General features: G+C 60.3%; 10 protein-coding genes. 5 read left to right on the top strand and 5 right to left on the bottom strand.

Features of this window, described 5'->3' with window-relative positions:
- Positions 1 to 1,465, top strand: a 1,465-nt coding sequence (locus VIW95_RS02865; protein WP_331583840.1) for an amidase, incomplete at its 5' end; no start/stop codon positions are given.
- 6 nt (positions 1,466 to 1,471) lie between these two features.
- Here the strand turns inward: VIW95_RS02865 and VIW95_RS02860 are convergent.
- From VIW95_RS02860 to VIW95_RS02850, 3 genes are all read right to left on the bottom strand, one after another.
- Positions 1,472 to 2,569, bottom strand: coding sequence for a glycoside hydrolase family 172 protein (locus VIW95_RS02860; protein ID WP_331583838.1), 1,098 nt, complete (start codon positions 2,567 to 2,569; stop codon positions 1,472 to 1,474).
- Positions 2,570 to 2,649: 80 nt separating this feature from the next.
- A complete protein-coding gene (locus VIW95_RS02855; protein ID WP_331583836.1) occupies positions 2,650 to 3,606 on the bottom strand; it encodes an endonuclease/exonuclease/phosphatase family protein in 957 nt (318 codons plus the stop codon).
- Positions 3,607 to 3,615: 9 nt separating this feature from the next.
- Entirely contained in the window at positions 3,616 to 5,703 is a 2,088-nt protein-coding gene (locus tag VIW95_RS02850; RefSeq protein WP_331583834.1) for a thioredoxin domain-containing protein, read from the bottom strand.
- Between the two features lie 97 nt (positions 5,704 to 5,800).
- Between VIW95_RS02850 and VIW95_RS02845 the strand changes: the two genes are divergently transcribed.
- A complete protein-coding gene (locus tag VIW95_RS02845) occupies positions 5,801 to 7,549 on the top strand; it encodes an ArnT family glycosyltransferase (RefSeq protein ID WP_331583832.1) in 1,749 nt (582 codons plus the stop codon).
- A gap of 239 nt (positions 7,550 to 7,788) precedes the next feature.
- Here VIW95_RS02845 and dnaN read toward each other — a convergent pair whose 3' ends face one another.
- Together dnaN and dnaA are read right to left on the bottom strand one after the other, a co-directional pair.
- A complete protein-coding gene (dnaN, locus tag VIW95_RS02840; protein ID WP_331583830.1) occupies positions 7,789 to 8,931 on the bottom strand; it encodes a DNA polymerase III subunit beta in 1,143 nt (380 codons plus the stop codon).
- A 241-nt stretch (positions 8,932 to 9,172) separates the two neighbouring features.
- Complete coding sequence (dnaA, locus tag VIW95_RS02835; RefSeq protein WP_331583828.1) at positions 9,173 to 10,615, bottom strand: chromosomal replication initiator protein DnaA; 1,443 nt, start codon at positions 10,613 to 10,615, stop codon at positions 9,173 to 9,175.
- 600 nt (positions 10,616 to 11,215) lie between these two features.
- On the opposite strand from dnaA, the gene hemL reads away from it, so the two are divergent.
- The 3 genes from hemL to VIW95_RS02820 form a co-directional block, all read left to right on the top strand.
- Entirely contained in the window at positions 11,216 to 12,517 is a 1,302-nt protein-coding gene (gene hemL / locus VIW95_RS02830) for a glutamate-1-semialdehyde 2,1-aminomutase (protein ID WP_331583826.1), read from the top strand.
- Positions 12,518 to 12,522: 5 nt separating this feature from the next.
- Positions 12,523 to 12,741 (top strand): AtpZ/AtpI family protein, encoded by a 219-nt coding sequence (locus VIW95_RS02825; RefSeq protein ID WP_331583824.1) that lies wholly within the window; start codon positions 12,523 to 12,525, stop codon positions 12,739 to 12,741.
- A 51-nt stretch (positions 12,742 to 12,792) separates the two neighbouring features.
- A partial coding sequence (locus VIW95_RS02820) for a hypothetical protein (protein ID WP_331583822.1) occupies positions 12,793 to 13,196 on the top strand: 404 nt, incomplete at its 3' end.

Genomic DNA, 13,196 nt, shown 5'->3' with positions numbered 1-13,196 from the left:
AGATCGTAATACTACTTCATTACTCACTCCGGGAATTTATTCCATGTCGACTCCATTTCGTGAACTACTCGACTTCGACGTTGCTACTCTCGCGACAAAGCTGCGCGCGCGGGAAATCTCGCCAGTCGAGTTGACCGAGGCGTACCTCGGCCGAATTGAGCAGACTGACGGACAGCTTCGCGCCTACATCACGGTTACCGATACGCTCGCGCGCAAGGCGGCGAAAAAAGCCGAAGCCGAAATCGCCGCCGGAAAATGGCGCGGGCCATTCCACGGCGTCCCGATTGCGCTCAAGGACCTGGTGTACACCAAGGGCATTCGCACCACCGGCGGCTCGAAGATTCTCGCCGACTTCAAGCCCGATCATGACGCGACGGTGTGGACCCGCCTCAATCGCGCGGGCGCCGTGCTGCTCGGCAAACTCAATCTGCACGAGTTCGCTTATGGCATCACGTCGTCGAATCCGCACTATGGTATCGTCCGCAATCCTTATGCGCTCGATCGAATTCCCGGTGGCTCCAGCGGCGGCTCAGCCGCTGCGATCGTCGCGCGCAGCGCTGCCGCCACCATCGGCACCGATACCGGCGGCTCGATTCGGATTCCCGCCGCGCTTTGCGGATGCGTCGGGCTGAAGCCGACCTGGAGCCGCGTCAGCCGCTACGGGGTTTTGCCGCTGGCATACACGCTCGATCACGTCGGCCCGATCACGCGCACAGTTCGCGACGCCGCCATGATGCTCCAGGTAATCGCTGGCGCCGATCGCAACGATTCCACCTCGAGCCGCGAGCGCGTTCCCGATTTCTCAGCCGGCCTCGACAGCGAAATCACCGGTATGCGCGTCGGCGTGATTCGCGAACTGAACGACGGGCTGAGCGACGACGTCGCGCGCTCGTTCAACACCGCGCTCGAGACGCTGCGATCGCTCGGCGCGACCGTCGATCATGTGTCGATCCCCTCGCTGCCGATGGCCGGAGTTATGAACGGCATCATCACATGGGCCGAGGCGCTCGAGATTCACGAAGAATGGATGCGTACGCGGCCGCAGGACTACGGCGACGACGTCCGCCGCATCCTCGAGATAGGCATGATGACGCCCGCCACCAGCTACATCCGCGCACAGCGCGCTCGCGCGCGCACGCTGGCCGAGTCGATCGCCGTGCTGTCCAATCACGACGTGCTGGTCGCGCCCGCCAGCTCTATCGCCGCGCCCAAAATCGGCACTACTCACATCCTGGAAGCGCGCGAAGATCGAGTGGATGTCGTCGCCGCGATTCTGCGCTTCACGCAGCCATTCAATACGACCGGCCAACCTGCGATAGCTATTCCTACTAGCCTGTCGCCTGACGGACTACCTATTGCAATGCAGATAGTCGGCCGCCCGTTCGGAGAGCCCGAAATAATACGTGTGGCCGCTTCCTATGAACGAGCGCGCGGCGCAATCGCACCTCCGCCAGAGATTGCATGAGACGCCCTACACGATCCGCAGATAGTCCGGTGACGGCAGCGGCGGGAATTTCGCCGACGGCAGGGTCTGATACCAGTACGCCACCGACGCGATGTCGTCCTGCAGCGGCAGGAACTCAGCGCCCTTGCGCGGATCGCCCATCCACCCGAGCGCCTGGATAGTTACCCGAAGGTCGCGCGTGAATCTCACTGGATCCGCTATATGCCAGCGGTACATTCCGAATCTTTGTTGCGACGCGTACAGCCCGTCGGGCCTAATCACTTGCGGCAATCCCGCGTACGGCGTCGTGAACTCGCGATACCCGCCGTGCTCCTTGCCTACGTCAAAATTGTACGAACCGCAGAAGTAATCCTCGGTGCCGGTGCCGCAGATCGTCGGAAACTCGGCGTCGCCGTCGATGAAAAACTTTATCTCGCCCTCGCCCCACCATCCGCTGTTGTGAACTCCCCACGCCATGTAGGTACCGACGTATTGGCCGCGCCCGACGACGCCGTCGACTATCGTGAATACCTCTTTGTACGGCAGCGGATTGACGCGCCGGAACTGCGCGTGGAAGTAGGCCGCATCACTAGGTACTTCAGTGAGTACATAGTTGATTTGATAGAATAGTATCATTGCCGAGTCCGCAGTATTGGTCATAGTAATCAGGCATCGCTTGCGAAATGGCATTTCCCAATAGCAATTGAACGCGCTGCCGGGATTCACGCAAACCGCCAGCGACGAAACCTGCGCATACTTGTTCCATCCGCACGCGAAAAAATCGCCGACTGGACATTCCACCGACGGCTCCGGCGACCCGTCCCAGTAAATCCGCAGGATGCTCGAGCGCCACGCCCCCGTCGGCGTCATCCAGATTTGCGCGATCGCGCCCGGCCCCGAGACGTCGGCCAGCACTTTTACTTCGCCCGGCTCGAGGATGACATACGGCGCAACTTTCCATCCACGGCCCAGCTTCCGCGCCGGACTTTTCGCCGGGTCAGGGACCGCCATCGCGCCCTTGCCCTTTTCGCCGGTCGGATTTTCGGGACATATCGAGCGGCTCTCCGCATTCGAAAGAATCGCGAGATTACCCATGTGCATGCCGAGTCCGTTGAACGATGCCATCGCGAGCGCCTCCTTAATTGCGAGCCGCGCAATTCTAGTCAGGTCACATCGCGATGCGGAAGGATTTGTACGATCGCGCGTTACAGTTCGAGATCGACAGTCACGAAATCGTGGTCGGAGACGCGGCGCATCAGCGGAGTCCGCGGCGGGACGACCGCCGCCGTACCCGCCACCGGGTGCAAATCGCGGACTGCGAGCCAATCAAGTTTCGGCCTCATCGATCGCGGAATCAGTCCGGAAAAAGTGAAGGTCGGGCGATTCGGAACATTGACGCCGTCGATCTCGAGCCCACAATCTCGCAGGACTTCAAACAGGGGTTCGTATGCCTGGGGCGCGCGGAACCGGCCCGGATTCGTGATCATTTGCCGCGCCGTCGCCAGCATATTAGACCCGCTCGACAGCTCGGTGGTTGTAGTATTCAGGTCGCCGCCGAAAACCGCACGGCCCGCCGCGGGAAACGACTCCACGTAAGTCGCCATTTGGCGCGCGCGCTCGGCAGGGATGCATCGGCTGTGCAGATGCGCGAGGCCGACGGTCAATTCTCCACCGCCGACGTTGATTCTTGCGACGATTCCCGTCGGCGTGCCCACCCGCGACTGTCGCCGCTCGGGGCTGAATATGCGCGGCGTGCGCGGATTGTGCATCGGCACGGCGACCACGTCGTCAAACGGCGCAGTGCTCAGGATCGCATTGCCCATGTAGAGGACGATTTCTCCGCTCGGATTCGTGACGCCGAACTCGGGAATGTACGCGCAACTCATCTCGAGCATCGCGGCCATTTCCGCGGCAACGTCGCGGCCTGCCGACGGCTTCGTTCCCGCATTCACCTCGCATAGCAGAATCACATCGGCGTCGCGCAGCGGCGGACGCTTCAGACACGCCACGATTTCGCGGAACCTCCGGCCGCCGGCGGCGTTGAGCAGCACGACTCGCAGCCGCGACTCCGGCCGTCGCGCGTCGCGATTCACGACGATCTGCGGAAAAGGCGGCGTCAGCTTTGCGGCGGCCGCGGTAAGGTCGAGCGCGTTGCGATGCATCGCCGGGAGCTAGTCGGTCAGCTCCTTTTGCAGATCCTTGAACGCCGTAATCGGCGGCGTGCAGGTATGCTCGCGGCAGACGTATCCGGTGACGTGACCGGCGATCTGCCGTTTGTCGCGGACCTGCTCCGGGATGAATCCGGTTTGAGCGGCGGCCGGATCCGCGACAAAGATCGCGAGATTCGGAACATAGATGAGGCCGAGTCGCTCGATCCATTCGAGCACTTCGGACGAATTGTGGTCGCCCACAATCACCACCTCGGTCGGCCCGCGCTGGTAAAGGTCCACCGCTTCGAGCATGTGCGAAAATCCAAACGGCTGCTTCTCGATAAATTCGCGAAACAACTTGAGCGTCCGCTCCGCCGCGACGCGGTAGCGCTCCTCGCCGGTGTAGCCGTGCAGTCTGAGCAGCGCCATCGCCGCCGCGCTGTTGCCCGACGGCGTCGAGCCGTCGAACGCCGCCTTGGAGCGCATGATCAGCGCTTCGTGATCGTCCGACGTGAAATAGAAGCCGCCTTTTTCCTGGTCGATAAACCGCTCGAGGATTACCTCGGCCAGCGTCCGCGCATGCGCCAGATATTTCGCGTCGAGTGACGCTTCGTACACGTCGAGCATCGCGCCCGCCAACTGCGCATAGTCTTCGAGGTAGGCGTTGTGCCGCGCGACGCCGTCTTTGAACGACCGCGTCAGCGCGCGACCGTTCCACATCGATGTCATGATAAAATCGGCCGCGCGCTCCGCCGCTTCGAGATACCGCCGCTCATGCAGCGCGCGATATCCCTCTGCGAATGCACCGATCATCATCGCGTTCCACGCCACCAGGATTTTTTCGTCGCGTCCCGGCTTCACCCTTTGTTCGCGCGCCGCGAATAGTTTGGTGCGAATCTCGCGAATCTTCGACGCCATCTCATCTTCCGTGATCTTGAACATCCGCGCGGCGTCGGCCAGCTCGATCGTGCGATGGGGAATGTTCGCGTCCTCGAAATTGCCTTCGATCGAAATATCGAAATAGCGCTCCGCTATCGCGCCGAGCTCGGGACCAACGACGGCGTCGACCTGCTCCGGCGTCCATACGAAGAACTTTCCTTCCTCGCCCTCGCTGTCCGCATCCTGCGCTGCGTAAAAGCCGCCCTCAGGACTCGTCATCTCGCGCAGAACGTAGTCGAAAACTTCGCGCGCAACACCGAGAAACTCCGGCTCATTCAGCGCACGCCCCGCGTCAAGGTACAAGCGCGCCAGCAGCGCGTTGTCGTAGAGCATTTTTTCGAAGTGCGGCACCAGCCATCGCTCGTCGACGCTGTAGCGATGGAATCCGCCGCCGACCTGGTCGTAGATGCCGCCGCGCGCCATCTTCGACAGCGTGTGCCGAACCATCTCGGCCATCGACGCGTCGCCGTCGGCCGCATGCACGCGAAGAAACAGCGAGAACACGAACGTGTTGGGAAATTTCGGCGCCTGCCCCAGTCCGCCGTTGATGCTGTCGTAGTGCGACGCGAGCGCGCGCGCCGATTCCGCCGCCAGCCCGGGCTTCAAGTCGTCGCCGCTCGGAATGTAATTGGTAATCGCGCCAAGCGCTTCGGTCAGCTTCTCGAGATTGTTGGTGACTTCCTTCGCCTTGTCGCGATACGCCTGCGACACCGCCGCGAGTATTCGTGGAAAGCCGGGCATCCCCTGCCGATCCTCCGGCGGATAGTACGTCCCGCCGAAAAACGGCCGCCCATCCGGCGCGAGAAACATCGTCAACGGCCATCCGCCGCGCCCGGTGATCAGCTGCACCGCGTCCATGTAAATCTGATCGAGGTCGGGCCGCTCCTCGCGATCGACTTTGATCGGAATGAAGTTCTCGTTGATCAGCCGCGCGATCGCATCGTTCTCGAACGACTCGCGCTCCATCACGTGGCACCAATGACAGGCCGAGTAGCCGATCGACAGCATGATCGGCTTGTTCTCGGCCTTCGCACGCTCGAGCGCGTCCGGACCCCACGCGTACCAATCCACTGGATTGTACGCATGCTGCCGCAGGTACGGGCTTTGTTCGTTGATCAACCGATTCGGCTTGCGGCCGACGCGACTCTCGGGATTCTTCGCCTGGCTCATGAATCTAGCATCATACTATCTGCCTCCCGATGCTCTGTCATTCCGGTCGAATCGCCGTATGGCAGAGCAATGAGTGCGCCAGTTACAATTCGCTGCTATGGCCTTCGCTTCCGTACCGCGTGAATCCGCCACGATGCAGCAATCCGCGGGTGACGATCCGCGATTCCGTCTGCGCGCCGGATGCGTCCTCATACTCGCCGCGATTCTGTTCTTCGCCCGCCTCGGCGCGCGAGCGCTGTGGTCGTCGGAATTCCGATGGGCCGAGATTGCGCGCGAGATGATCGTAACGCACAACTATTTCTGGCCGACGATCAACGGCCACGTTTACTACGACAAGCCGCTCGGCTCGTACTGGCTCGTAATTTTTTCGACAGCCTTCACAGGCGGCCTCAACGAGGCTGCTACGCGCCTGCCATGCGCAATCGCGGGACTCCTCGCAGTGGCGCTGCTCATGCTGCTCACGCGACGCCTCTACGACGCTCGCACGGCGATACTCTCCGGCGTCATTCTCGCCACCAGCTTCAGCTTCGTATTCTTTTCGCGCGACGCGAGCGCCGACGTCGAGACCATTGCCGGTGAACTCGCCGCACTGCTGCTCTTCAATCACAACGAACAGCGCGGCGACGGACTCTGGGTCGTCGGCCTGTGGTTGATCATGGCAGCGACCTCACTCACCAAGGGACTGCTCGGATTCGCGCTGCCGCTGCTGATGATCGGCGCCTACTCATGCCTGCGCGACGGCTGGTCACAATTGTTTCAGGAGATTGCCCGCGGCTCGATGGCTGACCGCATGCGGAAACTCGTCGAACGCAATCGATGGTTCTTCAATTGGTACACGGTCATCGGCGTCGCGCTGGGTGGGCTGGTGTACTACATCCCGTTCGAAGTCTCGGCGCGCATGATGGGCACGCAAAAGGGCCTCGCGATGGTCTATCGCGAGAACGTAGTCCGGTTTTTCCATCCGTTCGACCATCGCGGACCCATCTACTTATATGTCTACGTCATCTTCGGCCTGATGGCGCCGTGGTCAGCGCTCTTGCCCGCGGCCCTGGTCGAAACGCACAGCCTCCGTCACGCCAACGCCGAGCCTGCCCGCGCAGATCGATTCGCGCTGGTATATTTCTGGGCGACGTTCATATTTTTCACGCTCTCGGGCTCGCGCCGCAGCTACTACATCCTGCCGATTCTCCCCGCCGCGGCGATGCTGGTCGCCCGAACGCTCGCGTATCCCGGCGAACTACGCTCGACCTTCGCCCGGCGCCTGCTGACAATCGGCTACGCACTCGTTGCATTCGCCGCCGTCGCCGGCATCGTGCTGCTGGTCCCCGCCTGGGCGATTCTACCGAGTCCCTACGACGCGCTCCCGGACTTGCCCGCCAGGTCGGCCTTCATCGTGTTATGGATCGTATCGGTCGCCGCAGTCATCTACTCGATTCGCGGATTCAGCCCATATCGTGTCGCGATTTCGATAGGCACCATCGCGTACCTCGTGATGGCCTACATATATATCTTCGCGATGCCCGCGGCGGAGGCATACCGCGGCGAAAAGTCATTCGGCTACGCGGTGCTGAACAAAATCGGCGGCTCGACCGACCATCTCGTCCTGTTCAAGACCGAGGGACCGCTGTTTTATCTCAATCCCCCAAAGCCGCTTCCCGAGTTCGATGAGAAGCAGGATTTGCGGGAGGCTATCGCAAAGGGCGACGCAAAATGGATGATCGTCCGCCGCCGCGACATGCCGAAACTCGACACTCCGACGACGATTGAGCTCAGTGAGGCATCATATCCGTGGGAGACCGACTACAATTTCCGAAATAAGGTGGTGCTGGTCCGGCTCGGCAACTGATTTACCTCTCCCCGCAGGAGAGGTCGCGCCGATTCTTTGAGGGGGGCGGGCGGGATAGAGTGGCGCGGGCCGCCGTGCCCGCGATCCAATCCTGGTGTGCTATTGCCCTGATGGCCTTCGCTTGGCTGGTACTTGCAGTCGATTCGGATTGTTCGCATTGGCGAATTCAGCCGCGGGCACGGCGGCCCGCGCCACTAAAGGATTCATTGCAAGCCGGGAGTGAATTCGCGTCCGCGCCCTTACAATCGCATCGGCATGACGACGTATGTGTACTGCTGATCCGTCTCCGTTCTGATTACGCCCGGACTCACGTCGTCGCTGAGTCCAAGTTCGACCGTGGAATCCGCACCCTGCGGAATCACCCCGAGTGCCTGCTGCACGTACGACGCGTTGAATCCGATCGCGAATTCTTCGCTCTTGAAATCGACGTCGAGCGATTCGCTGGCTTCTCCGGTTTCGGGACTCGTCGATGAAACCGTCAGCGTCCCGGCCGATAGCGCGAACTTGACGCCGTGGTATCGCTCGCTCGAGAAAATCGCCGCGCGCTTGATTGCTGCGAACAGCAGATCGCGCTTGACGGTGATCTTGTACTTGGACTGCTTGGGGATTACACCGCGGTAGTCGGGGAATTCGCCCTCGACCAGGCGCATCGAGACTTCGGTTGCGCCGCGCTTCAGGTATGCGAGCTGGCCTTCGAGGCTTAAGCGCACTTCGGGTTCGGTGCCGACATCCAGAATCTTGCGCAGTTCCGCGAGACCCTTTCGCGGGATGATCGCGCCGGTCGGCATCGCGAATCCCGGTACTTCGCGCTCGATCATCGCCAGGCGATGCCCGTCGGTCGCGACCATCCTAACCGCTCCGGGCGCGTTGGACTCGACGAACACTCCGCTCAGGTTGTAGCGGGCTTCATCGGGACTGACCGCGAAGATCGTTTTGTCGATCATCTGGGCCAGCACCGTGGCCGGAATTGCCAGTTCGGCCTTGAGCTGTTTTTTCGCGGCGCCCGCATCCTTGCCGGTGCTCTGACTCGGCATCGCGGGGAAGCTACGCGGGTCGAGGCCCATCATTTTGAACTTCGCCCGGCCGCATTTCAGCTCGACCCAATCGCCGTCCAGCGAGGTCAGCGCGACTTCGTCGCCTTCGGTCTCGCGCACGATTTCGAAAAGCTTGCGCGCATTGAGCGTCAGGCTCTTTTCCTTGCCGGAACACGCGACCTGGGTGCGGATTCCGACTTCGAGGTCAGTCGCGCTGAGCGTCAGCGCATTTCCGTTTGGTTCGAGCAGAACGTGGCCAAGTATCGGAACCGTCGTGCGCCGTTCGACGATGCCCTGGACCAGTCCCAAACCGCTAAGCAGCGAAGCGCGCTCGATTGCGAGTCCCATGAATTGTTAGCCCGTCTTCCTATTCCGGATCTTTAGATCTCTAAAAAAGAATAGCAGTAATAGTAGGAGTTGTGGATTTGTGGAGTGATCTTGCAAATGCGCGAAAACGAAGGCCGATCGATCGCTGAAAAGCTGTCGGCGGAAACGCGGCTACTCGACAGGGCCGGCCTTCCGCGCACCGGCCCTGTCGATAGCTCTAACCTTATGCGCACATCCTCCACAGCCTCCTCCACATCGATTCTCACGCCGCATTTGCGCGAATCGATTTAAGCTCGCGCTCGATTTTCTCGATCGAGAGCCGAAAAGCCGAATCACTGGTGACGCGTCGCATGATCAGGTTGTAGGCGTGAATCACCGTCGAATGATCGCGCCCGAAGTGTTCGCCGATGGTGGGAAACGAACTGTCGGTCAGCTTGCGGCACAGATACATCGCGACCTGCCGGCAAAACGCGATGTGCTGGGTGCGCTTCTTCGACTTCAAATCCGTCAGCCGGATATGGAAAAAATCGGAAACTGTCTTCTGGATCGAGTCGATGTCCGGCTTAGCGTCGGAATTTCGAACCAGGTCCTGCAGCGCATTCTTCGCGAACTCCACGGTGATTGCCGATCCGTCGAACGAAGCCAGCGCCGCCAGCCGCGTCAGGCATCCCTCGAGCTCGCGAACGTTCGACGAAACGCTCTGCGCTATATACATCGCGACCTCGGGCGCCAGCCGCAGGTTTTCGAGCACCGCCTTCTTCTGCACTATTGCCACCCGCGTCTCGAGGTCAGGCGGCGCGATATCCGCAATCAATCCCATCTCGAACCGGTTGCGCAGCCGCTCTTCAAGCCCGGGAATTTCGCGCGGAATCTTGTCCGAGGTCAGGATGATCTGATGCCGCTCGGCGTGCAGCGCGTTGAAAGTGTGGAAGAATTCCTCCTGCGTGCGCTCGCGGCCCGCCAGGAACTGCACATCGTCGAGGATCAAGGTATCGACCCGGCGAAACTTTTCGCGAAATTCGTTCATCTTGTCGCGCCGCAACGAACCGATCAGCTCGTTCATGAAAATCTCGGCCGGCATGAACAGCACCTTCTTCGGCCGCTCGCCACTCGCATATATATGGTGTCCGATCGCGGTCACCAGGTGAGTCTTGCCGAGGCCGACTCCGCCATAGATGAAGAGCGGGTTGTATTTCTCGCCCGGCTGGTTGGCCACCGCCTGCGCCGCGGCATGCGCGAACTGATTGGCCGATCCCACCACGAACTCCGCGAAACTGTAGCGGGCGTTCAGGGTCGGATGCCGATCTCCACGCGGCGCGGCCGCCGTCGGCGCGCGATTCGCAGCGGCCACCTTGCCGTTGCCGTTTGCATAGCCGTTCCCGTTTGCGTGACCATTGCCATTTGTATGGCCATTGCCGTTGGCATGACCATTGACTGGGCGTTGGTGCGACGGCGCGACGGCCGCATTCTCGCCGAGCGTCAGCCGCACCTCGATTTCACCGCCAGCTTCTGCCGACAGTGCCGATCGCATCAGGCTCATGTAGCGATCGTTGATCCAATCGCGAAAAAATCGATTGGGCGCTGCGACGGTTACGGTCGATCCTTGATGAGCGACAAAATTAAGCGGCCCGATCCAGGTCTCATATCCAACCTGCCCGAGCTCATCCCGCATGCGGTCACCCGCACGTTGCCACAATCCGTTCATATCGTCTCCCCCTGACCAAACCGGAAGCCAAATCACGCTCCCGAATTAGCGCGCCGACGTTGAATCCGGCGCGAATTACGCACAGTCTTATCCACACCTGTGGATAAGCGGTATTTCCTTCGTTACAACCAACAATTTGACGGCACGACGCGCCGGACTATCAACTTGTCCGGGTTAAGATCGGTTCTGTTATGCCTGGAATTTTCGTTGAGAATACGAGCGATATACACGCGCTTCAAAGGCATAGCTCACGTGCCGCGGGACGAACCTGTCAGTGGAGAATTGGTTCTTGCAAGTACGAAGTGTGCGGCCAAGAGAACGTGATAAACTTATTTCGCGATGAGGACAAGCGCGCAAAAATTTTCGTCGCTATACGCGCGGATTGAAAAGGAAATTTCGCGCACGAGCGATCGCGCGCGATGCGCACGAAATTTCGCATCGATCTCGCGATCGCTCGGATCTGCTCTGGAAGCCATCGTGCGCTATTTCAATTTTTTGCCTCGAGTCGCGATTTTCTCTCACGATGACCGCGCGCGATCAAATTTTGCTTCCCAATCGAAAAAATATTTTCGATCGCTCTGAATTCTTCAAGGAATCGCGGTGACCTCAAGAAAAAAATCAGATGAACTCTTCAACCGCGCCACTGTTAAGATTCCTGGTGCGGTGAATTCTCCGGTCCGCGCGTGGAAGGCCGTCGGCGCCGCGCCCATCTTCATCGAAAATGGCAGCGGCGCAACTCTAATCGACGCCGACGGTAACACTTTTCTCGACTACGTTTGCTCCTACGGCCCTGCGATTCTCGGACATGCTCATCCGCGCGTCATTCAAGCCATTGCTGAGCAGGCACGACTCGGTTTGGGCTTTGGCGCGCCGACCCGGCTCGAGGTCGAACTCGCGGAATTGATCTCGTCGGCGATCGAATGCGCGCAAAAAGTGCGACTCGTCAGCTCGGGAACGGAAGCAGGACTCACCGCGCTTAGGATCGCGCGCGCCGCCACCGGGCGCCCGAACATAATCAAGTTTGACGGTTGCTATCACGGTCACAGCGACTCGATGCTGGTGCGCGCCGGTTCAGGCGGGATGACTCTTGGTCAACCCGACAGCGGCGGCGTTCCATCGGCGCTCGCCGCGATGACGATGGTTGCACGATATAACGCGATTGAGACAGTCGAAGTTTTATTCCGCGCCGCGCCTGAGAAAATCGCCGCCGTGATCATCGAACCGGTCGCCGCCAACATGGGCGTCGTCAATCCCGACCCCGGCTCGCTGAAGGCGCTCGCCGAAATCGCGCACAGCAACGGCGCGTTGCTGATCTGTGACGAAGTTATATCCGGGTTTCGACTCTGCTTCGGCTCGGTTGCCGAAAGTATGGGCATCGCTCCCGACCTCATTATGCTCGGAAAAATAATCGGCGGCGGGATGCCGGTCGGTGCCGTCGCCGGGCCGGCGAAGATCATGGACCTGCTCGCGCCGGTCGGTCCGGTGTACCAGGCAGGGACGCTGTCGGGAAATCCGCTTTCTGTTCGCGCAGGTCTTGAAACACTTCGCATCCTCAAGGAAAACAAACCATATGCCGCGCTCGACGCCGCGGGCGCGCGCCTCGAAGCCGGCCTTCGCGACGCTCTGAAAAAAACAGGACAGCCTGGATGCGTCAATCGATCCGGCTCCCTGCTTACGATGTTCCTCGGCCCAAATCAGGTGCGCGATGCTGACGAAGCTCGCACGTCCGACTCCGCGAAGTTCGCCAGATTTTTCCATGGCATGATCGATCACGGCATAAATATCCCACCCTCCCAGTTCGAAGCCATGTTCCTTTCTACGGCGCACACCAACGCCGATATCGACCGCACGATCGCCGCCGCCGCTGAATCCCTGCAAGACCTCACTACGGGTAGGTACTGAAAAGAATGGCTCTGAGCACTGGCAGGATGATGCGTTTCGCCGCGATTGGCTTCGAGTTCGCATGGCCGATGATCGCTGGCGCGATTCTTGGCCACTATCTCGATCTCTATTTCCACACCGACCCGTGGCTGACGCTCGTGATGTTCCTGCTCGGCGTCTTCATCGGCTTCTACCGCCTGATCCAGGAACTCGCGCTCTTTCAGCGCGAGAACCGCGAGTCTTGATTGCCGTTTGCCAACGTTCCTTCGCCGATGGGAAAATTCTGACCGTCGATCGTGCAAAGCAACACGCATCTTTTTCGGCTCGTGCTCATTTGGCTGTTCGCTGGAACTCTCTTCGCGCAGAGCCTGGGCCGTGGGCTGGCCCACGCCGATTGCCGATTCGGACAAGATTATCCCACTGATTTGAAGTGCTATCTGGTGCAGTTCCCGGGTGGTGAGTGCTACGACTCCTACTTCGGCTTCAGCGGCCCGTCGGATTTTTCAAAAGCGCTCCAGTGCTTCGAAGGTCAAAAGACGTGGCCCTATCCGGTCGTGATGTACCTGAACGGACAAGGCAGCCCCCGGAACGTGCAAAAGGCTGAGCATTGGTTCGCAGCCGGTCAGAAGATGGCGCCGGTTGACTGGCCTGCCGAGTGGACCGCCGCTGAACTGTCCTCGCTCAAGCAGGCGATCGAAGA

Source organism: Binatus sp. (SeqCode) (assembly GCF_036522015.1).
Classification (GTDB): domain Bacteria; phylum Desulfobacterota; class Binatia; order Binatales; family Binataceae; genus Binatus.
The sequence above is the reverse complement of the archived record's forward strand: the minus strand, read 5'-3'. Positions and strand labels throughout refer to the sequence as shown.

Bases quoted from the DNA above. Each gene is read 5' to 3' on its own strand.
- VIW95_RS02860 (WP_331583838.1), bottom strand. From the start codon at position 2,569: ATGGCATCGTTCAACGGACTCGGCATGCACATGGGTAATCTCGCGATT.
- VIW95_RS02855 (WP_331583836.1), bottom strand. From the start codon at position 3,606: ATGCATCGCAACGCGCTCGACCTTACCGCGGCCGCCGCAAAGCTGACG.
- VIW95_RS02850 (WP_331583834.1), bottom strand. From the start codon at position 5,703: ATGAGCCAGGCGAAGAATCCCGAGAGTCGCGTCGGCCGCAAGCCGAAT.
- VIW95_RS02845 (WP_331583832.1), top strand. From the start codon at position 5,801: ATGGCCTTCGCTTCCGTACCGCGTGAATCCGCCACGATGCAGCAATCC.
- dnaN (WP_331583830.1), bottom strand. From the start codon at position 8,931: ATGGGACTCGCAATCGAGCGCGCTTCGCTGCTTAGCGGTTTGGGACTG.
- dnaA (WP_331583828.1), bottom strand. From the start codon at position 10,615: ATGAACGGATTGTGGCAACGTGCGGGTGACCGCATGCGGGATGAGCTC.
- VIW95_RS02825 (WP_331583824.1), top strand. From the start codon at position 12,523: ATGGCTCTGAGCACTGGCAGGATGATGCGTTTCGCCGCGATTGGCTTC.